Consider the following 21,508-nt stretch of genomic DNA (forward strand, 5'->3'; position numbering starts at 1 on the left):
ACTCGCGACGGCGCCGCGACCGCGACGGCGTCTCAGTAGTCCCGCCAGCTGTGGTCGGGGTTCCACCCGAGCAGCTCGCGGGCTTTGTCCGTCGAGATCAGCGACTCGCGGCCCTCGAGCGACTCGTGACGGTCGGCGTCGGGGTAGCACTCGGCGGCGATCTGCTCTGACGGTGCGTCGACGTTCGTGTCGGCGGCGACGGCCCAGAACGCTTCGTGGCTGTCGAGGTCGGCCTCGACGGCGCGGCGGGCGATCGTCGCCGCGTCGGCGACGTGGAGGTACGAGAAGAGCGTCGAGCGACCGTGCTCGCGGACCGCCTCCAGCGAGCGGTCGGTCTCGGCGACCCGCTCGCGGAGCCGGTCGTCGGTCGCGACCCAGGGGTACCGGAGCGAGGCGACCTGCGGCGCGTCCGACCGGCGGCCGAAGCCGTCGCCGAGGACCTCGGTGGTGCGCTTGCCGAGCGCGTAGGGGTCGCGAGGGGTGAGCGGGTGGTCCTCGTCGACGGGCAGATAGCGCACGTCCGTCGGGGCGTCCTGGTAGTCGGCGCCCATCGCGTTGATACTGGAGGGGAGGACGACGGCCTCCAGCCCGAGTTCGGTGGCGGATTCGAGGACGTGGTAGGCCGACATCGCGTTGCTCTCGAAGGTGACGTGTTCGGGGTGGCGCGCCGGTGAGGGGATCGTGCCCATGTGGACGACGGCGTCGGCGTCGCTCGCGGCCAGCGAGCCGTAGGTCTCGCCGGCGTCGAGCAGGTCGGTCGTGCGGTAGCTGTCGGCCACCGCCTCGCGGCGCTCGCCGCGGGACAGATCGACGGTCTCGTAGCCGGCGTCGGCGAACTCGCGGAGGATCGCCTCGCCGATCGTGCCGTTGCCGCCGGTCACGGCCACGCGGTCGATGGTCATGGGCGAGGATGGGAGGACCGGCGAAAATAGCTACCGGCCGGGGAAATTCGGTCCGCGAGTCGCTCCGTCGGTCCCCTGGCCCCGGCAGGCCCGTCAGTACTCCTGCAGCAGCTCCAGCATCTCCCGGTCCAGATCGTGGCCGTGCCAGTCCTCGTAGTCGACGTCGTCGCGGTCGCTGTCCAGTATCCCGAAGGGACCGCGGAAGTTCCACAGCGCCCAGCCCCAGCCCGCCTGCTCCCACAGCGAGAGGGCGTCCTCCATCCACGAGAGGGTCACGTCGTGGGGCGTGTGGTTGTAGACGCCCCACTCGCCGACGTGGACGCCGACGCCCAGCGATTCCAGCCGTTCCCACGGGGCGATGCGGGTCGCACGAAGCCACTCCCGGTCGTGGACCTTCCCCGCGTCGTCGACGTAGGGCCAGCCCGGCGGCTCGTCGCGGTCCACGTCCGTCCACTCGGCCTCGTGGTGGGTCAGCGGGAACGGGTCGTACCCGCGAGTCGACTGCGCACAGTCGACGTCGGCGAGTTCGAAGACGGGTTCGCGCCCGTAGCGCATCCCGTCGGCGACCACCAGCCGCTCGGGGTCGACCCCGTGGATCGCGTCGACGGCGTCGCGGACCACGTCGGCGTAGGCGCCGTGGCTCGTCTCGGCGGGCTCGTTGATCAGGTCGAAGCTCAGTCCCTCGCTGGGGACTCCCTCGTAGCGCTCGGCGAACCGACGCCAGTGCTCGGCGAACACCTCCTGGGTCTCCTCGTCGGTCCACAGGTCCGTCTTCTCGGGCGGGTCGGCGACCGTGAATCCGGGTCCGCGGTGGAAGTTGAGCTGGACGTGAATCCCGTGTTTCCGGCCGTACTCGACGGCCTCGTCGATCTCCGCGAGGGCGTCCTCGTCGAACTCGAGCCAGTCCTCGCCCGTCCAACAGCGGTAGTCCATCGGCAGTCGGGCGAAGTCGAAGCCCCACTCGGCCATCCACTCGAAGTCCTCCTCGCGGAAGCGCTCCTCGTCGTCGGCCATAAACTTCGCCTGGAGATTGAACCCGCGCCACCGCGGCAGCGAACTCGCGTTCACGTCCATGGCTCCCCGCTGGGTCGCATCCGAATTAAGTGTGCGACTCCCGGAAGTTCGCGCCCCGTTCGAACATATAAAAATACGTCTATACGAGTTGTCCTGTCACTATCGGCGGTAAACGGTCGAGTAACTCCACTCGCGACGAGCCAGCGTGCGGAAGTCGACGGGCGGTCCGCCGCGGGAGGTCGACGGGTCAGTCGGTTCGTTTCGGCAGGCGGAGCGAGACGCGTGTACCGCCCAGGTCGCTCTCACCGACCGATACCTGTCCGTCCGAGCTTCGAACGATCCAGCGAGTGAGCCACAGCCCCAGTCCTTTGCTGTGATTGAGCGGTGTTTCGGTTTGGGACGTGAGGACCTCCTGTTCGGTCGGGGGGAGCCCGGGACCGTTGTCCGCGACGGCCACCACGACGTGGTTTCGGGAAGCGTCCGATTCCACCGAGACTTCGACCCTGGGCGTGTCCGTACTGTTGTGCTCGACGGCGTTTTCGAGGACGTTGTCGACCGCGTACGGGAACAGTTCGTGAGCGACGACGGTGAGCGAGTCGGGAATCTCACTCGAGACGGTGATCTCCCGTGGTTGGGACTGGAGTCGTCGAACCCGCTCCGGCAGCACTGCACCGAGGTCGACCGGTGTCCGTTCCGCCTCCTCGTCTCCGAGCTGTTCGATGTTCCGTGCCGCCCGGCTCAACTCGACGATGTTCGACAGTCGCTCGCGTATCGTCCCGACGTGTTCGTCGTCCGCCGGTCGCTCGTCTGCGAGCATGTCGAGGTGACCCCGGACGATCGTCACGTCGTTTCGGATATTGTGGCGCAATACACGGTTGAGGACGGCGAGACGCTGCTCGCGCTGCTTCCGTCGAGTAATGTCGCTCACGACGAAGACTGCGCCGCCGAATCCCTGGCCGTCCGTCTGGAGGGGGGCGGCCCAGACTCGTACGTCGAGCACGGACCCGTTCTCGTGGGCGTGTCGGGCTTCGATGCCCTGGAGCCGCTCGCCGTCACGGAGGTGACGGCACAGTTCCCGGGCCGTCTCCGGTGACTCCGTCAGTCCGTGGGGGTACGTTCGGCCACGCATCTCCGCGCCGGCCCATCCGAGTATCCGTTCGGCGCCGTCGTTCCAGACCTGGATGCGACTGTCGTCGTCGACGACGAGAACGGCCACGGGAGCGACCCTGACGACGGCCGAAAACCGGTCGAGAAGCCGCTCGACGGCTGTCGCGAGGACGTCGACTTCGGTCTGGGTATCCACCTGCTCGTCCAGGACAGTGACGAGTTCCGAAAAGAGACCTTCGGTGAGTTCGGTTCGCTCGGCAGTCGCTCGCGATCGATACGTGTTCAAAAGCGCCTGTCTGGCCTCTCTGTGGCCCTCTTCGGAGAGAATGCGAAACAGCGTGCCAACGAGTTGGTCGGCGTGGTCCGACATTTTAGGCTAGCCTAAAACATTCCTGCGTATAAGTACTGCTCTCCTCCGGCGACAAACGTCGGGGCAGTGACCGATCGACGACACGGGAGGTGGTCGACGAGGGTGTGAACTAACGACATAATTTCGATAGTCTTTGATTCTTTATCGATCGATTATACTTCTAGCGGTCGTCGCCGACCGCCGAGTATTAGTTCACTCGGACTTTACCAGGCGGTAAATGGGACCGAACGAGCGGACGGGCGACGGCGTCGAGGTACAGACCGCGACGGATATCACGCATCCGGGCGGGATGCGCGGGAATCGAGTGATGCCGACGCCACGGCGGGACCATCTGGACCCGTTCGTCGTCTTCGAGCGCTTCTTTATCGCCGCGGACCAGGGATTCGACACCCACCCGCATCGAGGATTCGAGATCGTCTCGTACATGATCGAGGGGGGGATGGTCCACGAGGACTCGCTAGGTGAGTCCCACACCGCTTACCCGGGCGACGCGATGCGGATCACGACCGGCAGCGGCATCGAACACTCCGAACTCCCCGCGGACGGCGCACCGTGTAACGGCCTCCAGCTCTGGGTGAACCTCCCCCGCGACCGGAAGGACGACGACCCCGGTTTCGCGAACGTGAGCGCCGACGAGTTGCCGACCGAAGACGCCGGGGACGCGACGCTGACGACCGTCGTCGGCGAGGGCTCGCCTATCGAGGTGGCGACCGACGTGACCTACCTCGACGTGACGGTCGAAGGGTCCTGGACTTGGGACCCGCCCGCCGGCTGGTCGGGCTTCCTGTACGGGGTCGAAGGGTCGGGAACCGTCGACGGCGAGGCCTTCGGTATCGAGGAGTTCGCGGCGCTCAAGGGGATCGAGGAGGGGACGAGGGTGACCGTCGAGAGCGACGACGGTGTCCGACTGGCCGTAATCGCCGGCCAGCCCCACGGCGAGCCCATCGTCCAGCGCGGCCCCTTCGTGGAGTAGGCGGTGAACTCCGCTGAACGCCCTCGACCCGCTCGCGGTCGCTGAGCGGGATACCCTCGCTTCGCTCGGGTAGTGCCCGCTCAGACGCCTCCACGAACGCGAGCGCGCCTCGCCCGTTCAGTCCGCCAGGAGCCCCGACCGCTCCGCACAACACCGCAAACGGCCACACTCCTCCCCAACCGATTGCGCTCCGCGCGCCTGCGGCGTGCGGTGCTCATCCCTCGCGTGGTTTCGTCGCGCGCACGAGAGCGCGCGACGGCACGCGCCACCACCCCTTGTCACCAGGCGTCGTCGAGGACCGCCGCGACGTCCTCGGTCGTGGGATCAAGCCCCTCCGGAGCGGCGTCCATCAGACCGTCGTCGCGGATCTCGGCGGCGACGGCGGGAAAGTCCTCGCGGGCGAGCCCGTCGAGTTCGCGCAGCCGGTCGGGAAGCTCCAGGTCGTCGCTGACGCCGGCGACCGCGCCGACCACGCTTTCGGCGACGTCCTCGTCGGTGGCCACCTCGTCGTCGACGCCGAACGCCTCGGCGAGCAGCCCGCGGCGGCCGTCCACCTCGTCGAAGACGTACCGGAGGACGTGCGGCGCGAGGATGCCGTGGACGGTGCCCTGGTGGACGTCGTAGTCGTGGGAGAAGCCGTGGCCGAACGCGTGGATGACCGAGGCCCGGTACACCTCCGGCGTCGAGATGCCGTACTGCGCGACGACGACGCCCGCGACCGCGTCGTAGAGGTCGTCCTCGTCCATGTCGTCGTCGGGCAGCGTGTCGAACCCCGACTGCATGAGTGACAGGGCGCGCATCGCGGTCCCGTCGGTGACGGGCGTGCGATACGGGGAGTAGAGGCACTCGACGGCCTTGTCGAAGCCGTTCATCGCCGAGGCACACAGCACGCCCTTCGGCGTCGTCTCGAACAGCGCGAGGTCGTAGACCAGCGCCGCCGGCATCAGCCGCCGGTCGCCGACCGAACCGCTCGGGACCTCGCCGTCGACGCTCCCGGGATCGAGCGAGAGGCTCACGCCCGCGATGACCGATAGATCCGCGCCCGCCAGCGTCGTCGGCACGGCGACGATCGGTGTCGGCTCGCCGTCCTCGGCGACGGGGACCCCGCCTGACTCGACCGCTCCCTCGGCGGCCGCTCGGAGGTCGTCGTGGGTCGAGAGCGCGCTGGCGACCTTCGCCACGTCGAGACTGCTCCCGCTTCCGACCGCGACGAGGGCGTCGATACCGTCTCGGCGGACGCGTTCGGCCGCGTCGAGTCCGGTCTTCAGATACTTCTCGGGCGTCGTCTCGTCGAAGACGCCCGCGAGGCGGCCGCCGAGGCCGGCCTCGACGGGATCCATCACGTCGTGGTTGGCGCCGACGTTCGAGCCGGTGACCACGAGCGCGTCGTCGCAGTCGCGAGCGGCGAGCAGGTCGCCCAGATCACCCACCGCGCCCCGGCGACACCGGATCTCGCCGGGCTCGTAGTCGAACGCGAACTGTCGGTGGCTCCCCTGGAGATCGGCGGTCATACCTCCACGTTGTGCGGATCCGCGGTTAAGTCCCGTGGCTCGACGACACCCTCGACGACCACGTCACGACAGCGAATTTATATCTCTCGCTCGTAGCGTCCGACGGAGTGGTACACGATGACGAACGACACCGACGCGGCATACGAGCGGACCAGACGCGGGATCCTTCGGCGGGTAGGCGCGGTCGGGACGGCCGCGCTGACCGCCGGTTGCACCGGCGAGACACCGTCGAGCGACGCGGACACGGAGCCGAGCGCCCAGACACGGTCGGCGTCGAACGGAGGTGAAACGCCCGCGGCGACGGCCGATCGTCCGTTCCCGCCGGAGGGACGGACCGAGTGGGGCGACCGGGTGACGGTGGGCGATGGGGCAGTCCGGCCGTTCACGACGGCCGGTCCGTCGGGAGGCACGGACTCGCACGGGGTCCTGCTGGACCGGGACGCGCTTCAGGGGCTCCCCTCCGCGAAGTCGCTCGAAGCCGCCGGCGAAGACGAGTTCCCGGACAAGTACGGTCCGGCGGGGGGCGCGGCGGAGATTCACACGAAGTGGTCGCTGCAGTTTTTCGTGCCGTTCCCGCGGGTTCCGGATACGCCGATCACCTTCCTCGGGTTCAACTGGAACCCCGGCGGCCACCCGCCGGAGGGCGTCTGGACGGTGCCCCACTTCGACGTCCACTTCCACATGCGTCCGCCCGAGGCGGTCGACGCGATCGCTGGCCCCCGAGCTCCGGAGTACTCGCTTCCCGACCGGTACGTGCCGGAGGGGTACGCCCGACCGCCGAACGAGTCCGCGCGGGTCGTCACAGACATGGGCGAGCACCTGTTCGACCCGAGCGCGCCCGAGCACGACGGCGGGTCGTTCACGAACACGCTCATCTGGGGAGTCGCCGACGGCGGCGACGGCGTCGGCGAGCTCTCGTTCGTCGAACCGATGCTCACGCGAGCGTTCCTCCGGGATCACACCGGAACAGATCGTCGAGCCATCGCACAGCCCGACACCTACCGGAGCGCGGGCAACTACCCGACGGCCTACGCGGTCCGCGACGTACCCGAGCGGGAGGCGGTCGCCGTCGTCGTCGAGGATTTCGAGCGGTTCGCAGGCGAGGGCTGAACCGGTCCCGCGCGACCCGGCCCGCTCGACCGACGGGCGTTCCGAAGGTATTTGACGACTCACCCGTAGCCTCGTACGTCGTGACCGACACCGCAGAGCCGCCCGTGAACGCCGACAGACCCAACAGCGTCGTCGGCGTTCGGGGCACCGACCACATCACCATCGAGGGGACGAGCGTCGAAGACACCGTCGAGTTCTACCGCGACGTACTCGGCATGCCGCTCGTGCTCCGCCAGCCCAACCTCGACCGCAGCGAACTGACTCACCTCTACTTCGACACCGGGGACGGTCGCCTGCTCACGGCGTTCGTCTCCGACGAGCGCGAGTCGACCGACGACCTCGAACCCGACCGCGGCGACGTCCACCACGTCGCCTACCGGATCGACCACCGCCGCGTCGCCGATATCCGGGAGGGCCTCCGCGAGGCGGGCTACCCCGCCGACGAGTACGACCGCGGCGCCTTCCACGCGCTGTACACCGAGGACAACAACGGTCTGACCGTCGAACTCGTCGCCGACAAGTTCGCGATCCCCGACGACCGCCGCGGCGAGGTGCTCGCCCGCGCCCACGCCAACCGCGTCGACGACGGCGCCGAGTTCGTCGCCTCGAAACACATGCGCGCCGCCCTCGACGAACTGGGGATCGACGCCGAGGAACGCGACATCGGTACCGCCGCCGCCGGCCGCGACTACGGCGGCTGATCCACATCGAGGACGAACTCGAATCGTATCGGATATCAACACATGACACTAATATTTACTCGGGTGTTCGAACAGAACTCGTCTCGAAACGCTACAGGCAGTTATACGGCCGGAAACGGGTCGAGATCCGTCTCGAAACCTCCGATCCGATCGAAGGTCCCCGAACCGGAGGATCCCGTCGAAATCGGCAAAACAGCACCGAGAACCGATCTGAACCCGATAATCGATTCGCTTCGGAAACGGCCCAGTTGTGACGTTCGTGAAACCACTCTCTCGACGTAACACAAATTTGATCGGTCGTCACGACGATCGGAGACGGTGACGAGCAGCGGTTCGGGATCTGGTTCTGGGCGCGTCGAGAGTGGGGCCGACCGTGCCCGGGTGGCGGTCTGGCCGTCGCGTGCGACGGGGTGCCTGACGGGGCCGTCGGGAGGCTGCGGTGTCGGGCCGACCGCGGCCTGTCTCGTACTGTGAGATGTAAGCCGGAACCACTCGCGCCGATCCAGTCCGAACTGACCGCGCGCGAGTGTCTGACGGCGTTCGACGGTAAAATTCCAATGCTATCGCTGTAATCCTCCGGGACTCGTCGACCGTGCTCTCGCGACGGGGACGCACGTCGCTTCAGAATACGAGACACCGAGGTGAACCGCCGACGGCCCGCGCGCCGTTCCGCCCGGGGACGACCGTCCGATATAACCGGAAGTAGCTCTAGTTGCCACGTACGGCGATGATTCGGGAACTCTGGTGTGTACCGGTCCCCGTACGTCCCGCCGACGCTCCGGGACACCACCGATGCGCCGACCGCCGGGACTCTCGAAACAGGTCACCACACGGCGAGTCGAGAGCGCGGGGTTCACGCTCGGACCCGTCCGTACTAGCCGGAAACCACTCTATGATTACAGTTTTATTCGTGTAATATCGCGATCCGTGTCGTGGGGTCGAATCAAAATTTCCGATATTACCGGACGATCTGGCGGAATCGACGGCCGAGCGAGGAGGGACACAGTTATACTGACTCGGGTGGGATGCTCGGGTACCATGTCGAGTTCGCTCTTCGACTACGAGCCGAGAGACTGGCGTACGGGGACGGACGAACGACTGCGATTCGCGCTCGTCGGCATCGGGTGGTGGACGACGGAGTTCGTCCTGCCCGCGATCGAGACGACCGAGGGCTGTGTGACGACGACCGTCGTCAGTAGTTCGAACGAGAAGACCGGCCGCGTCCGCCGCGAGTACGAGACCGTCGAGCACGGGTTGACCTACGAGGAGTTCGCCGACGGCGAGGCGCTCGACGCTTACGACGCCGTCTACGTCTGCACGCCCAACGCGACCCACCTCGAACACGTCGAGGCGGCCGCCGAGCACGGGAAGGCCGTGCTCTGTGAGAAGCCGATGGAGGCGACCGTCGAGCGGGCCGAACGACTCGTCGACGCCTGCGACGACGCGGACGTGCCACTGATGGTCGCCTACCGGATGCAGACCGAGCCCGCGGTCCGCCGGGCCCGCGAACTGATCCGCGACGGCGTCGTCGGCGAGCCCGTCCTCGTCCACGGCGAGAACTCCCAGCCGCTCCTCGAGATGATCGACGACCCCGACCAGTGGCGGCTGAACCCCGACCTGACGGGCTACGGCACCTCCGTGATGGACCTGGGTATCTACCCGCTCAACACCGCGCGGTTCCTCCTCGACGCCGACCCCGTCCGCGTCCAGTCGACGATGGATTCCACCCACGAGGCCTTCGCCGACGTGCCCGACCAGGTGGCGACGTTCTCCGTGGTCTTCGACGACGGTACCCACGCCGCCTGCTCCTCGTCTCAGCGCGGTGCCGACCACACGCGCCTGGAGGTCGTCGGCACCGAGGGGCGGGTCGTCCTCGAACCGGCCTTCCACATGGAGACCCAGCTGACCGTCGAGCGCGACGGCGAGACGGTCGAGTTCGACACCGAGGGCGTCGACCAGATGGCCGAGGAGTTCGAGTACTTCGCCCAGCGAGTGCTCGCCGACGAGCCGCTGTACGCCGACGGCGAACACGGACTCGCGGACATGAAGGCGATCGCCGCGATCCACGAGGCCGCCGAGTCGGGCGAGACGGTCGATCTCTCCTGAAAAAAGCCGCGTTCGGTCGCTATCGCGCCGTTACCGCAGCTCGTCGGCGCGCTTCTCCCAGTCCTCTTCCCAGAGGTCGATGGTGTGAACCGCGTCCTCGGTGTACTCGTGCTCCTCGACGACGTCCATGTCGAGTTCGATACCGAAGCCGGGACCCTCCGGGACCTGGACGTAGCCGTCCTCGACCGTCAGCGGGTCCGTCAGCAGTTCGTCGACCCACGGCTCGTCGTAGGTCTGGAACATCTCCTGGATACGGAAGTTCGGGATCGAGGTGCAGAAGTGCGAGTAGATGGCGCCGGCCACCGGCCCCTGCGGGTTGTGCGGGGCGATGTCGACGTGGTCGGCCTCCGCGAGGCCGGCGATCTTCTTGCCCTCGGTGATGCCGCCCGTGTTCATCAGGTCGGGCTGGAACACGTCGATGTCCGTGCGCGTGACCAGCTCGTAGAAGTCGTATTTGGTCATGTGGCGCTCGCCGGTGACGACCGGGATGGGGGACTTCCGGGCGACCTCCGCGAGGCTGTTGATCGAGTCCGGCGGGCACGGCTCCTCGTACCAGGCCGGGTCGAACTGGTCTAACTTCTTCGCGATATCGACGGCCTGGGCGGCCGAGAAGCGACCGTGGCACTCGATGAGCAGTTCGACGTCCGGGCCGACGGCCTCGCGGACGGCGCCGACGATGTCGACGGCGTGGTTCTTCTCCTCGGTGGTCATCGACTGCCAGGCGGTCCCGAACGGGTCGAACTTCATCGCGTCGTAGCCGTCGTCGACGACGGCCTCGGCAGCGCGAGCGAACCCTTCGGGCTCGCCGTCGGCCTCGGTGTACCAGCCGTTGGCGTAGGCGCGCAGCTCTTTGCCGTGGACCGGCCCGCCCAGCAGGTCGTAGACCGGCTGGTCGAGCACTTTGCCCTTGATGTCCCAGCAGGCCATGTCGACCGCCGAGACGACCGTCGTGTTGATGACGTTCTTCGAGAACCACTCGTCGCGGTACATCTCCAGCCAGAGCGACTCCGTGTCGAAGGGGTCGCGGCCGATGAAGAAGTCCGACATCTCTTCGATGGCCGCCGCGACGGTGCGGGGCTTGTCGTGTGTCGTCGCCTCGGCCAGACCCGTGACGCCGGCGTCCGTCTCCAGCTGGACGAACACCCACGGCTTCCAGGGGTTGGCTACGAGGTACGTCTCGACGTCGGTGATTTCTACGTCCGACATGACTCTATCGCGCCCGAGAAATATCTTAAATCCACCGGTCCGTGGTGCGTCACCACGGCTCGCGACTCGTCCGACGATGCCGGACGATTAATGAGCGATCGGTTCCTTACGACCGATATGCACGCCGAACGCGACCCGCCTATCAAATCGACCGCGACGAGCCTCGATATCGTCGAGGCGGTCCACGGAATGGGCGGTGCGACGCTATCGGAAGTCGTCGAGCAGTTCGAGAAGCCCCAGAGCACGGTCCACGACCACCTGAAGACGCTCACGGACGCGGGCTACCTCGTCAAGGACGGGCGGGAATTCCGCGTGAGCGTCCGCTTTCTCAACCTCGGGGGCCGGGCACGCGCGCAATCGCAGCTGTTCAAGATCGCCGAAGGAGAAGTCCGCGAGCTGGCGAGCGACACCGGCGAGCACGCGAATCTGATGGTCGAGGAGAACGGCCGGGGGGTCTTCCTCTACAAGGTCAAGGGCTCGCAGTCGGTGTATCTGGACACCTACGAGGGGATGGAGGTCGACCTCCACACGACGGCGATGGGGAAAGCGATCCTCGCGGAGCTGTCGCCGGAGAAGCGCGACGCCGTCGTCGAGGAGCACGGCCTCGAACCGGTGACGACCGAGACGATCACCGACCGTGAGACGCTGGACGCGGAGCTGGCGGCGATCCGCGAGCGCGGCTACGCCGTCGACGACGAGGAACGCGTCGACGGCGTCCGGTGTGTCGCCGCACCCATCACGACCGAAGACAGCGTCGTCGGCGCCGTTAGCGTCTCCGCGCCGAAGAGCCGGATGAACGGCCAGCGCTTCGAGGAGGTGCTCCCTTCGGAGGTGCTCAGCACCGCCAACATCATCGAAGTCAACCTCCAGCACACCTGAGCGACTCGACCGTCGCGTGCGAGGCCGTCGCACGCCCGTCCGAGATCGTCGGAACGCATGGCTACCTGAGAGTCTCACCGCACTGGTCGGCGGCTACGACGGGGCGGGTCGCCGGTAGCGGTCGACAGAGTCCGTCGTGTCGACGCGTCGGACGTGATGCCAGTTCGATAACAATCTTTATAACGACTAACTCACGATGGGGCAGTATGCGTTACTATCGCAGTGACGACGGCGGCTCCATCTCACTGATCGCAGCGGACGACTCGGCCGCGTACGACCTCTCGGGGACGGAGGCCGAACCGACGTCGTTTCTCGAACTCGCCTCGGCCGCGTCGCTGACCGACGGGACGATCGACGACGTGGCGCGCGGGCTGATCGACGAGGCACCGGCGGTCGAACTCGAGTCGGTCGAGGACGACCTCGTTCGCCCGATCGACCCCGAGGAGGTCTGGGCGGCCGGTGTCACCTACTCAATCAGCCAGGAGGCCCGCCAGGAAGAGGGGGGACTCGCCGAGTCCTATCTGGAGGCGTACGAGGGCGACCGCCCGGAAGTGTACTTCAAGGCGACCCCGAGTCGGACCGTCGGTCCGAACGACCGCGTCGGGATCCGCGGCGACTCCGACTGGGACGCCCCCGAACCGGAGATGACGATCGTCCTCTACGACGAGGAGATCGTCGGGTTCACGATCGGCAACGACATGTGTAGCCGCTCGATCGAGCGCGAGAACCTGCTCTATCTACCACAGAGCAAGATATACGCCAAGAACTGCGCCATCGGCCCTTGCATCGCCACCAGCGAGACGGTCGGTGACCCGCTCGACCTGGAAATGCACATGTCGATCGAGCGCGACGGCGAGACGGTCTTCGAGGAGGGGACCTCGACCGCCGAGCTGGTCCGGACCTGCGAGGAACTGGTCGACTACTACACCCGCTACAACGAGGTCCCCGAAGCGAGCGTCCTGCTGACGGGCACGTCGATCATGGTCCCGGACGACGTGTCTCTCGAGGAAGACGACGTGATCCACATCGAGATCGAGGACATCGGCGTCCTCACCAACACCGTCGAACAGCTGTAAGCGGCCGGCCCGGGTTCGCCCCTCGCTCGGCAGACACACGACGGCCGTGGGAAGCCCCTGGCTCTGACGGAGCCGTTCGACCCGAGGAGAGGTGCGTCGTCGCCGGGGCCGTCGGATCGGGTCGACCGACCGATCGTTTTATCATACCGCTATCGAATAGGGTTCGATCGTATGCCAAACGCCCACGTTACGGTCCACACAGAGGCCGGTATCGACCGCATCGAACCCGAACTCCACGGACACTTCGCCGAACACCTCGGCCGGTGTATCTACGACGGTATCTACACGGACGACTCCGTCGAGGCCGAGGGCTTCCGCGAGGACGTGGTGGCCCTGCTCGACGACCTGGAGATGCCGGTCTTGCGCTGGCCCGGCGGCTGTTTCGCCGACGACTACCAGTGGGAAGACGGGGTCGGCCCCGCCGAGGACCGCCCGCGCCGCCGGAACCTCTTCTGGGGCCAGGGCCGCGAGATGATCCCCGAGGAGTCGAATCGCTTCGGGACCGACGAGTTTCTGGGGCTCTGTGAGCGCGTCGGCGCCGAACCGTACCTGGCCGTGAACGTCGGCTCCGGTGACCCACAGGAGGCCACCGACTGGGTCGAGTACTGCAACTACGACGGCGATACCGAACTCGCCGACCGCCGGCGCGCCAACGGCCACGAGGACCCATACGGCGTGCGTTACTGGGGTATCGGCAACGAGAACTGGGGGTGTGGCGGCAACATGGGGCCCGAACAGTACGCCGGCGAATATCGTCAGTTCGCCACGTATATCGGCTCGATGGACGGTCAGATGCTCGACGACGACCTCGAACTCATCGGCTGTGGCTTCTCGAACCACGAGTGGAACCGCCGATTCATGGAGGACATGACCGACGGTATCTGGCTGTCGGACATGCAGATGGACCACCTGACGCTGCATCACTACTACGGCCGGACGATGTCGATCCTCGACGGCGACGCCGACGACTACGACGAGTTCCTCGCGGGCGCACTCGCGCTCGACGACCACGTCGAACGCATCGCCGGGACCATCGAGGCGACCGCCTCGACCCGAAACGTGGGTGTCATCGTCGACGAGTGGGGTGCCTGGCACACGGAGGCCGACCCCGCGACCGGCCTCGAACAGCCTGGCACCGTCCTCGACGCGCTGTCGGCCGCCGCGGTGCTCGACATCTTCAACGACCACGCCGACGTGATGACGATGTCCAACATCGCCCAGACCGTCAACGTCCTCCAGTGTCTCGTCGAGACCGACGGCGACGACGCGTTCAAGCGGCCGACCTACCGCGTCTACGACCTCTACGCCCCGCACAAGGGCAACGAGGCAGTCACCACCTCGATCGAGACGCCGACCCGCGAGGTCGACGACGAGGAGCTGCCGCTGGTCGGCGCTTCCGCCTCGGTCGCCGACGACGGCGAAGTGTACGTCACCGCGACCAACCTCGACACCCGCGCGGCCCACACCGTCGAGTTCACCGTCGAGGACGCGACCGGCGACGACGTCGACGCCGCCGTCCTCTTCGAGGGTCAGGAGCCGGATCTGGTCGTCGACGCCGACAACGCCGGCGAGTTCGCCGCCGCCGACCTCGACGTGAGCGTCGACGGCGACGGGACCGTTACCGCCGAACTCGAACCGGCGACCGTCGCAGCGATGTCCGTCGACTGACGCACCGATCCCCCGATCCCGGCGCAGTCGCCCCCGGACGCGGTCCGTCGACGACCGCCACAGGCCAACCGTCCAGTTCCAGCTCACACGAGAGCGAGCGACGAACAGGCCCACGCGCCAGTCCGTGAGCAGGGTGCTGCGCGCGGCACTCCGTCCACGGGATGTACCTTACGACGGCGAAGGAGACACACGCGAGCCCGGTGTGACGCGAGTCTGGCACCGCGCCGGCGACGCCCGAGATCACCGGTTTCCGAGCGTTTATCAGCTCGGCGGCGGCAGTGGCTGTATGGATGCGGTCCCACTCGGTACGACCGGCGAGCGGGTCAGCCCGCTCTGTCTCGGTACGATGTACTTCGGCAGCGAGACCGACCCCGAGACCTCACGAGCGATCCTCGACCGATACTACGAGGCCGGCGGACGATTCCTCGATACGGCGAACATCTACGCGACGTGGGTCGACGGCTACGGCGAGCCGGAGAGCGAGCCGTTCCTCGGCGACTGGATGGCCCGACGAAGCAACCGCGAGGAGCTGTTCCTGGCGACGAAGGTCGGATTCGAGTACGGCGACGTCCCCCAGTCGCTCGACCCCGACCTGATCGAGCGGGAAGTCGAGAAGAGCCTCGACCGTCTCGGGACCGACTACGTGGACCTGCTGTACGCCCACGTCGACGACAGGGACACCCCGCTCGCGGAGACGATGGCGGCGTTCGACCGCCTCGTCGAGTCGGGCACAGTCCGTCATATCGGCGCCAGCAACTACTACGGTTGGCGGCTCGCGCGCGCCAACACGATCGCCGAGGAGCGAGGTCTCACACCGTTTAGCTGCACCCAGCCGCGCTTCTCGTATCTCGTCCCCCACCGATACTCGGACTTCGATCGCCAGCGGCCGGCGACGGACGAACTCGTCAGCTACTGCGACGACGAGGGGCTGACGATGCTCCCGTACTCTCCGTTACTTCAGGGCTGTTACGGCCGCGACGACCGCCGCATCCCCGAGCGGTACGTCACAACGGAGAACCGCCTGAAGATGGACGCCGTCGAGGCCATCGCCGACCGCCACGGCGTCTCGGGCAATCAGGTCGTCCTCGCGTGGATGACCCAACGCGACCCGCCGACGGTCCCGGTCGTCGGCTGCAGCACCGTCGCCCAGCTCGAAGAGAACCTCGGCGCGCTGGACCTCGACCTGGCCGGCCACGAACTGGACCGGGTCGACGGCATCCAGACGCTCGGCGGCCTGCACTGAACCGCCGGCGCCGACGCCCGCTCAGACGAACTCGGGACCGTCGACCGACTCCGATTCCGCCGTCTTCCAGGAGTGCGTCGCTTCCCAGCCGAGCGTCGACTCCGCCTTGGCCGTCGAGTAGGCCGACTCCTCGCCGGTGAGGTCGCAGTCGTCTGGGAGGCCGCCGTAGCCCGCCTCGACCGCCGTCGCCGTGTCGACGCCGAGGAAGTTGTCCCCGGCGAAGGCGTTGAACACCTCGTGGCCCTCGAAGTCCGTCTCGAGCGCTGCCCTCACGAGCGAGACGACGTCGCGGATGTCGACGTACGACCAGAAGTTGCCGAAGCGGCCGGCGCTCTCGAGGTCGAACGCCTCACGGATCGGCGTGATCTCGTATCGACCCGGGTACTGGATCCACGACGGTCGGATCGAGGCGACCGACACGTCGAACGCGTTGACCACGCGTTCGGCCGCCGCCTCGCCCGCCAGCTTCGAGGTCTCGTACCCGTTCCAGGGACGAGGCGGGTGGTCCTCGTCGACCGGGAATCGCTCCGGGAGTTCGGGTTCGGGCCAGTGGGTCCCGTAGACCGTCTCGCTGGAGGCCCAGACGACGTCGGCGCCAGCGCGTCCCGCCGCCTCGAGGGTGTGGAACGTACTCGTCGCGTTGTTCTCGTAGACGTCCCCGCCTGCGTGGTCCGCTTCGTGGGGAATGTTGCCGAAGTGCACGACCGCCGTCGGGTCGGCGTCGAGTATCGTCTCCCAGGCTGGCCCCTGTTCGGTGAGGTCGACGGAACGAAAGTCGACGCCGTCCACGTCCATCCGTTCCGGGAGCGTCAGGTCGACCGCGACTACCTCGTACTCGTTCCGCAGGTCGTCGACGATCCAGCTCCCAGAGCCTCCGAGCGCACCGGTAACGACTACTGTTTCGGGCATAGCCTTCCACTACGTTCGCGCACCTATAACGGTTCCTTTCGACGCGTTCAAACTGGATCCCCATCCGACCGGGAGACGTCGACGCCGACGACGGATCCCACCCGACTGCTTCTGTGTGATTGTGAAGATCGTACGGCCACGATGGCGATCGAAACACTACTGCTCGCCGTGGGCGAAGAGGACGGCGGTCGCATCGAGCGTTTCGTCGAAGAGACGACCAAAGTCACCGAGCCGGTCGGAGCGGCCGTTACCGTTCTGCACGTGTTCACCGACGCGGAGCTAGCGGACGCCGCCGAACGGTTGGACTTCGACACGGACGTCGAAAGCCCCGGCCCGGACGCGGTCGCGCAGCGACTCGCGTCGGTCAGACAGGTCGGGAATGGATTCGAAGACGCCGGCGTGGACTACGAAGTCCGCGGTGAAGTCGGAGAGCCCAGCACCTGGATCAACAAAGTCGCCGAAGAGATCGCCGCTGACCGCATCGTCATCGGCGGTCGAAAGCGGAGTCCGACCGGAAAGGCGGTCTTCGGGTCGACCGCACAGTCCGTGATGCTCGATGCCGCCTCCCCGGTGACGTTCGTCCGCTCGGACGGAGAGTAGCGTCTGTCGGCGACAGCTTCGGCCGACGGTCCGTCGAACGTCGCGCCTCCGGACCCCCGAGTCGCGTGTCGACCGGCGACCGAACGCGTCGGAGCCACTCCCGAACGGTGACTCCGCCGAAGGCAACGGTATACGTGTGGGTAGGAGTACCGGCAGTGGCAGGCACCACCCGGACCCACTGTCAGAGCGGCGTTTCGATGATTCACTCCACCTCCGACGCCGGTTCACCCCACATCTACCGGCACCGCTCCACCTACGCCTGCCCACCCACTCTCCCCATTCGACTCGTGGCGAGGACCGCGTTCGTCCGACGAGACAGCGACCGGAACAGTCAGATTTAAATTATTTATTAACTTCTGGTAACTCTGCTCGAGATACGGAGTAGACCGACGGGAGGGGGCGGTCACGGAGCCAGCGAAGTCCGGTCGGCACTCGGCGCACGTCCGCGGGACCGGTCACACCTGGGTCGCCCGGTCGAGAGCGCGGTCGGGGCGCGTCGGACCGCTCGGAGTCGACGGTGTCGAACCCGACGGCGCCGACGACGTCGTGGAGCCGCCAGGGGACCTCCGAGCGGAACCGTTCGTCGGGCGTACGGTCGAGCGGGCCGGCGGCGCTGGTGACACCGAACACCTCGCCCGAGCGGTCGTCCGCCAGCGGCTTCTCGACCAGTAGGTCCAGCCCGGTGTCGAAGGCCTCCGGCACCGCGGCAACGTGGAGCTCGTTCGGCGTCGAGATGGTCGCCGCGTCTATCCCGACCGCGAACAGCTCGTCAGACCCTCGTACATCGTCGCGTCGCAGCGGTCGCGAAACCGCTCTTTCGCCCGTGGGTACAGGTCTACCGCGTGGACCGTGTGCCCCAGCTCCTCCGGAAACTCCGCGTGGGTCTCCCTGTGTTCGCCGAGCCCGACGAGCCCGATGTCCAGACGGGCGAATCCTCGTCAATAGCTGCCTCTCCGAGCGAACAGACCGACGGGTTCTGGTCACCGGTCCACCGACCGCGATACTACCCGCTCGAAGAAGTAACAATTTTTATATTGTTCGGACAAATCATTCAATATCGTATGTTTTTTGCGGGTGGCTCGAGGTCGGTAGCGGCGGTGGGGCGGGCGGACGGTCTGGGTCGGCGATAGGGTCGAGGGAAACGTTGACGGTGGTCCGACGAAATCCCCATGCCATGGGCGAATCGTATTTCAGGGGACACGTGACCCAGCGGGGGATCGTCTTCGGTCCGGGCGGTGACGTGTTGCTCGTGACGAACGGTCTGCGTCCGTGGACGTTCCCGGGGGGACGGATCGAGGCGGAGTCGGACCCCGAGGCGGCGCTCCGGCGGACGCTCTACGAGCGGGTGGGCCTCCACACGACCGTCGAGGAGCCGGTCAAGACGGTGACCGACATCTGGGGCAGCGGCGACGAGCCGGTGTACGCGGTTCTCTATCGCGTCCAGGCCCGCAGCCGCGACGTGGAACTGGGCGAGGAACACGACGACTTCTGCTGGTACACCCCCGACGGCGCCGTCGAGGAGATGCACTTCAAGTCGCTCGAATCGGCCGTCGAGCGCGCGGTCGCGAACCACGAGGCCGCCGAGTGGGCTGCCGAGACCGAGGACGCCGACGGCGAGTGATCGGCCGGGCGGTCGAGTCCGCCCCCCGACTGCGCTCCGGCCCGCGCTCCGGGACTGTTTTGAGGGGCCCGCCCGGACGGGGTGGTGATGGTCGACATACGCCGGCTCGACGAGGCGACCGTCGAGCGCATCGCCGCGGGCGAGGTGGTCGAGCGCCCCTCGTCGGTCGTGAAGGAACTCGTCGAGAACAGCCTCGACGCCGAGGCCACCCGCGTCGACGTGACCGTCGAGCGCGGCGGCAAGGACGGCATTACCGTCGCCGACGACGGCATCGGCATGACCGAGACCGAGGTCACGCGCGCCGTCGAGGAACACACTACCTCCAAGATCCGCGACATCGACGACCTCGAATCGGGCGTCGGGACGCTGGGCTTCCGCGGCGAGGCGCTCCACGCCGTCGGCGCCGTCTCGCGGCTGACGATCACGACCCGCCCCCGGAGCGACCGCGACGTGGACAGCCACCGCGGGACGAAACTCACCGTCGAGGGCGGCGAGGTGACGAGCGTCGAGCCCGCCGGCTGCCCGGAAGGGACCACCATCGAGGTCGACGACCTCTTTTACAACGTCCCCGCCCGCCGGAAGTACCTCAAGCAGGACGGCACGGAGTTCGCCCACGTCAACACCGTCGTCACGAGCTACGCGCTCGCCAATCCCGACATCGCCGTCTCGCTGACCCACGACGGTCGGGAGACGTTCGCGACGACGGGGCAGAACGACCGCCGCGAGGCGGTCATGTCCGTCTACGGCCGCGAGGTCGCCCAGTCGATGGTCGACGTCGCGGCCGAGAGCGAAGGCAGTGGCGAGAGCGGCGGCGACGAAGACGACCTGCCCGACGGTCCGCTCGACGGCGTGTCCGGGCTGGTGAGCCACCCCGAGACCACCCGGAGCACTCGCGAGTACTGCTCGACGTACGTCAACGGCCGGTACGTCACCGCGAGCGCGGTCCGCGACGCCGTGATCGAGGCCTACGGCCACCAGCTCGCGCCGGATCGGTACCCTTTCGCCGTCCTCTTCCTCGACGTCCCTGCCGGCGACGTGGACGTGAACGTCCACCCCAGGAAACTGGAAGTCCGCTTCGCCGACGAGGAAGGGGTCCGCGAACAGATCGCGGCCGCCGTCGAGTCCGCGCTGCTCGACGAGGGGCTGCTCCGCAGCGGCGCCCCCCGCGGCAAGTCCGCCCCCGAACAGGCCGAGATCGCGCCCGAACGTGATGAGTCCGGTGACGACGAGTCCGGACCGGCCTCCGGACCGACGGACGCCGGTGACACCGATCCGGCCGAGTCGTCTTCCGGGGTCGGGTCCCCGGACGCGACGGGTTCGACGGCCGACGACGGGCCGACCGCCCGATCACGCGACTCGGGGCCCGACGAGTCGGTCGATCCGGCGACCGCGTCGACGACCGGACCGACGTTCTCCTCGGACCCGTCGGCCCCCTCGCCCCGCTCGACGCCGTCGGAGACGACTGCTTCGAGGGAATCGGACGACGACGGCGGCTCGTCGGGTGCAGACGCGAGCACGGGCGCGCCTCCCTCGACCGGCGACACGAGTGCGGACGTGGACCCGACCGACGGGGACGCGACGGCGGAGACCGCCGACGCCGCCGAATCGTCGGTCGGGGCGGCCACCGAGACGGACGCGTCGGTCGACTCGACGCCGGAACGCGACCGGACCGACCGCGCCCGCAAGTTCGCCGGCGGCCACGACCAGGCGCGACTCGGCGACGGGGAACCGGCCGAGGGCGCCGTGGGCGAAGCGTCGGCGTTCGATTCGCTGCCGTCGATGCGGGTGCTGGGCCAGCTCCACGGGACGTACGTCCTCGCCGAGACCGACGAGGGGCTGGTCATGGTCGACCAGCACGCCGCCGACGAGCGGATCAACTACGAGCGACTGCGAGCCGAGTTCGCCGGCGAGACGACCACGCAGGCGCTCGCCCAGCCGGTCGAACTCTCGTTGACGGCGCGGGAGGCCGAGCTGTTCGAGACCTACGGCGAGGCGCTGGCGACCCTGGGGTTTCGCGCCGAGCGCGTCGGCGACCGGACGGTGGAGGTTCGGACGGTGCCGTCGCTGGTGGCCGACACCGCCGACCCCGACCTGTTGCGCGACGCTCTGGCCGCGTTCGTCGACGGCGAGGGCTCGGCTGCCGAGACCGTCGAGGCCGCCGCCGACGAGTTGCTGGCGGACCTGGCTTGTTACCCCTCGATCACCGGCAACACGTCGCTCACGGAGGGGTCGGTGACGGATCTGCTCGAACGGCTCGACGACTGTGAGAACCCGTGGGCCTGCCCCCACGGCCGTCCCGTCGTCGTCGAGTTCGACCGCGACGAGATCGAGGCCCGCTTCGAACGGGACTACCCCGGCCACGGCGGCCGACGGGACTGAGAGTCCGCGTCCGGGGCGGTTTTCGGCTGCCTGTCGCTCTGGTCCACGACCGCTCGAACGCGACCGCGAACAGCGTCGCGAACGCGACCGCGAACCCCCAATGAACTATACCTGACGCTGTTCATGGTCGGTG

The 21,508-nt window shown here is 67.6% G+C and carries 18 protein-coding genes and 1 pseudogene; 11 read left to right on the forward strand and 8 right to left on the reverse strand.

What is annotated here, in order from left to right; translation table 11 throughout:
• Positions 1-32 precede the first annotated feature (32 nt).
• The 3 genes from I7X12_RS14410 to I7X12_RS14420 form a co-directional block, all read right to left on the reverse strand.
• The gene (locus tag I7X12_RS14410) at positions 33-902 is read right to left on the reverse strand and encodes an NAD-dependent epimerase/dehydratase family protein (protein WP_198060755.1); all 870 of its coding nucleotides are present in this window, start codon (positions 900-902) and stop codon (positions 33-35) included.
• Between the two features lie 93 nt (positions 903-995).
• The gene (locus I7X12_RS14415) at positions 996-1,976 is read right to left on the reverse strand and encodes a glycoside hydrolase family 5 protein (RefSeq protein WP_198060756.1); all 981 of its coding nucleotides are present in this window, start codon (positions 1,974-1,976) and stop codon (positions 996-998) included.
• Between the two features lie 187 nt (positions 1,977-2,163).
• The gene (locus tag I7X12_RS14420; RefSeq protein ID WP_198060757.1) at positions 2,164-3,393 is read right to left on the reverse strand and encodes a PAS domain S-box protein; all 1,230 of its coding nucleotides are present in this window, start codon (positions 3,391-3,393) and stop codon (positions 2,164-2,166) included.
• Positions 3,394-3,610: 217 nt separating this feature from the next.
• On the opposite strand from I7X12_RS14420, the gene I7X12_RS14425 reads away from it, so the two are divergent.
• Positions 3,611-4,366, forward strand: a complete 756-nt coding sequence (locus I7X12_RS14425) for a pirin family protein (RefSeq protein WP_198060758.1) — start codon at positions 3,611-3,613, stop codon at positions 4,364-4,366.
• Positions 4,367-4,644: 278 nt separating this feature from the next.
• Here I7X12_RS14425 and I7X12_RS14430 read toward each other — a convergent pair whose 3' ends face one another.
• On the reverse strand, positions 4,645-5,877 hold the full coding sequence (locus tag I7X12_RS14430; protein ID WP_198060759.1) for an iron-containing alcohol dehydrogenase family protein: 1,233 nt from the start codon (positions 5,875-5,877) through the stop codon (positions 4,645-4,647).
• A 117-nt stretch (positions 5,878-5,994) separates the two neighbouring features.
• On the opposite strand from I7X12_RS14430, the gene I7X12_RS14435 reads away from it, so the two are divergent.
• The 3 genes from I7X12_RS14435 to gfo6 all read left to right on the forward strand — a co-directional run bounded on the left by I7X12_RS14435 (position 5,995) and on the right by gfo6 (position 9,794).
• Positions 5,995-6,987, forward strand: a complete 993-nt coding sequence (locus I7X12_RS14435; RefSeq protein ID WP_198060760.1) for a hypothetical protein — start codon at positions 5,995-5,997, stop codon at positions 6,985-6,987.
• Between the two features lie 80 nt (positions 6,988-7,067).
• Positions 7,068-7,688, forward strand: a complete 621-nt coding sequence (locus I7X12_RS14440) for a VOC family protein (protein WP_232342852.1) — start codon at positions 7,068-7,070, stop codon at positions 7,686-7,688.
• A gap of 1,038 nt (positions 7,689-8,726) precedes the next feature.
• Positions 8,727-9,794, forward strand: coding sequence for a D-xylose 1-dehydrogenase Gfo6 (gene gfo6 / locus I7X12_RS14445; RefSeq protein ID WP_198060761.1), 1,068 nt, complete (start codon positions 8,727-8,729; stop codon positions 9,792-9,794).
• 30 nt (positions 9,795-9,824) lie between these two features.
• Here gfo6 and I7X12_RS14450 read toward each other — a convergent pair whose 3' ends face one another.
• Positions 9,825-11,000: a mandelate racemase/muconate lactonizing enzyme family protein gene (locus I7X12_RS14450; protein WP_198060762.1), complete on the reverse strand. Its 1,176-nt coding sequence runs from the start codon at positions 10,998-11,000 to the stop codon at positions 9,825-9,827.
• A gap of 117 nt (positions 11,001-11,117) precedes the next feature.
• Between I7X12_RS14450 and I7X12_RS14455 the strand changes: the two genes are divergently transcribed.
• From I7X12_RS14455 to I7X12_RS14470, 4 genes are all read left to right on the forward strand, one after another.
• A complete protein-coding gene (locus I7X12_RS14455) occupies positions 11,118-11,879 on the forward strand; it encodes an IclR family transcriptional regulator (protein WP_198060763.1) in 762 nt (253 codons plus the stop codon).
• A gap of 206 nt (positions 11,880-12,085) precedes the next feature.
• Complete coding sequence (locus I7X12_RS14460) at positions 12,086-12,955, forward strand: fumarylacetoacetate hydrolase family protein (RefSeq protein ID WP_198060764.1); 870 nt, start codon at positions 12,086-12,088, stop codon at positions 12,953-12,955.
• 171 nt (positions 12,956-13,126) lie between these two features.
• The gene (locus I7X12_RS14465) at positions 13,127-14,623 is read left to right on the forward strand and encodes an alpha-N-arabinofuranosidase (protein WP_198060765.1); all 1,497 of its coding nucleotides are present in this window, start codon (positions 13,127-13,129) and stop codon (positions 14,621-14,623) included.
• A 286-nt stretch (positions 14,624-14,909) separates the two neighbouring features.
• Positions 14,910-15,866 carry an aldo/keto reductase gene (locus I7X12_RS14470; RefSeq protein WP_198060766.1) on the forward strand — a complete coding sequence of 319 codons (957 nt, stop codon included), beginning with the start codon at positions 14,910-14,912 and terminating at the stop codon, positions 15,864-15,866.
• Positions 15,867-15,887: 21 nt separating this feature from the next.
• On the opposite strand, the gene I7X12_RS14475 is transcribed toward I7X12_RS14470, so the two are convergent.
• On the reverse strand, positions 15,888-16,775 hold the full coding sequence (locus I7X12_RS14475) for an NAD-dependent epimerase/dehydratase family protein (protein WP_198060767.1): 888 nt from the start codon (positions 16,773-16,775) through the stop codon (positions 15,888-15,890).
• Positions 16,776-16,916: 141 nt separating this feature from the next.
• Here I7X12_RS14475 and I7X12_RS14480 point away from each other — a divergent pair, with 141 nt between their 5' ends.
• The gene (locus I7X12_RS14480) at positions 16,917-17,375 is read left to right on the forward strand and encodes a universal stress protein (RefSeq protein ID WP_198060768.1); all 459 of its coding nucleotides are present in this window, start codon (positions 16,917-16,919) and stop codon (positions 17,373-17,375) included.
• A gap of 342 nt (positions 17,376-17,717) precedes the next feature.
• Here the strand turns inward: I7X12_RS14480 and I7X12_RS20615 are convergent, their stop codons facing one another.
• Positions 17,718-18,077, reverse strand: a complete 360-nt coding sequence (locus I7X12_RS20615; RefSeq protein WP_232342853.1) for a hypothetical protein — start codon at positions 18,075-18,077, stop codon at positions 17,718-17,720.
• Positions 18,078-18,080: 3 nt separating this feature from the next.
• Positions 18,081-18,359, reverse strand: a pseudogene (locus tag I7X12_RS20905) (hypothetical protein); the annotation flags it as partial.
• Positions 18,360-18,549: 190 nt separating this feature from the next.
• Between I7X12_RS20905 and I7X12_RS14490 the strand changes: the two are divergent.
• Positions 18,550-18,996: an NUDIX domain-containing protein gene (locus tag I7X12_RS14490; protein ID WP_198060770.1), complete on the forward strand. Its 447-nt coding sequence runs from the start codon at positions 18,550-18,552 to the stop codon at positions 18,994-18,996.
• 87 nt (positions 18,997-19,083) lie between these two features.
• Positions 19,084-21,375 (forward strand): DNA mismatch repair endonuclease MutL, encoded by a 2,292-nt coding sequence (gene mutL / locus I7X12_RS14495; RefSeq protein WP_198060771.1) that lies wholly within the window; start codon positions 19,084-19,086, stop codon positions 21,373-21,375.
• Positions 21,376-21,508 lie beyond the last annotated feature (133 nt).

The sequence above is a fragment of the Halosimplex litoreum genome (assembly GCF_016065055.1).
Taxonomy (GTDB): domain Archaea; phylum Halobacteriota; class Halobacteria; order Halobacteriales; family Haloarculaceae; genus Halosimplex; species Halosimplex litoreum.

Excerpts from the sequence above, each read along its gene's own strand:
- I7X12_RS14450 (WP_198060762.1), bottom strand. The coding sequence starts at position 11,000 with ATGTCGGACGTAGAAATCACCGACGTCGAGACGTACCTCGTAGCCAAC.
- gfo6 (WP_198060761.1), top strand. The coding sequence starts at position 8,727 with ATGTCGAGTTCGCTCTTCGACTACGAGCCGAGAGACTGGCGTACGGGG.
- I7X12_RS14470 (WP_198060766.1), top strand. The coding sequence starts at position 14,910 with ATGGATGCGGTCCCACTCGGTACGACCGGCGAGCGGGTCAGCCCGCTC.
- mutL (WP_198060771.1), top strand. The coding sequence starts at position 19,084 with ATGGTCGACATACGCCGGCTCGACGAGGCGACCGTCGAGCGCATCGCC.
- I7X12_RS14415 (WP_198060756.1), bottom strand. The coding sequence starts at position 1,976 with ATGGACGTGAACGCGAGTTCGCTGCCGCGGTGGCGCGGGTTCAATCTC.
- I7X12_RS14480 (WP_198060768.1), top strand. The coding sequence starts at position 16,917 with ATGGCGATCGAAACACTACTGCTCGCCGTGGGCGAAGAGGACGGCGGT.
- I7X12_RS14420 (WP_198060757.1), bottom strand. The coding sequence starts at position 3,393 with ATGTCGGACCACGCCGACCAACTCGTTGGCACGCTGTTTCGCATTCTC.
- I7X12_RS14475 (WP_198060767.1), bottom strand. The coding sequence starts at position 16,775 with ATGCCCGAAACAGTAGTCGTTACCGGTGCGCTCGGAGGCTCTGGGAGC.
- I7X12_RS14490 (WP_198060770.1), top strand. The coding sequence starts at position 18,550 with ATGGGCGAATCGTATTTCAGGGGACACGTGACCCAGCGGGGGATCGTC.
- I7X12_RS14430 (WP_198060759.1), bottom strand. The coding sequence starts at position 5,877 with ATGACCGCCGATCTCCAGGGGAGCCACCGACAGTTCGCGTTCGACTAC.
- I7X12_RS14460 (WP_198060764.1), top strand. The coding sequence starts at position 12,086 with ATGCGTTACTATCGCAGTGACGACGGCGGCTCCATCTCACTGATCGCA.
- I7X12_RS14455 (WP_198060763.1), top strand. The coding sequence starts at position 11,118 with ATGCACGCCGAACGCGACCCGCCTATCAAATCGACCGCGACGAGCCTC.
- I7X12_RS14465 (WP_198060765.1), top strand. The coding sequence starts at position 13,127 with ATGCCAAACGCCCACGTTACGGTCCACACAGAGGCCGGTATCGACCGC.
- I7X12_RS14410 (WP_198060755.1), bottom strand. The coding sequence starts at position 902 with ATGACCATCGACCGCGTGGCCGTGACCGGCGGCAACGGCACGATCGGC.
- I7X12_RS14435 (WP_198060760.1), top strand. The coding sequence starts at position 5,995 with ATGACGAACGACACCGACGCGGCATACGAGCGGACCAGACGCGGGATC.
- I7X12_RS14425 (WP_198060758.1), top strand. The coding sequence starts at position 3,611 with ATGGGACCGAACGAGCGGACGGGCGACGGCGTCGAGGTACAGACCGCG.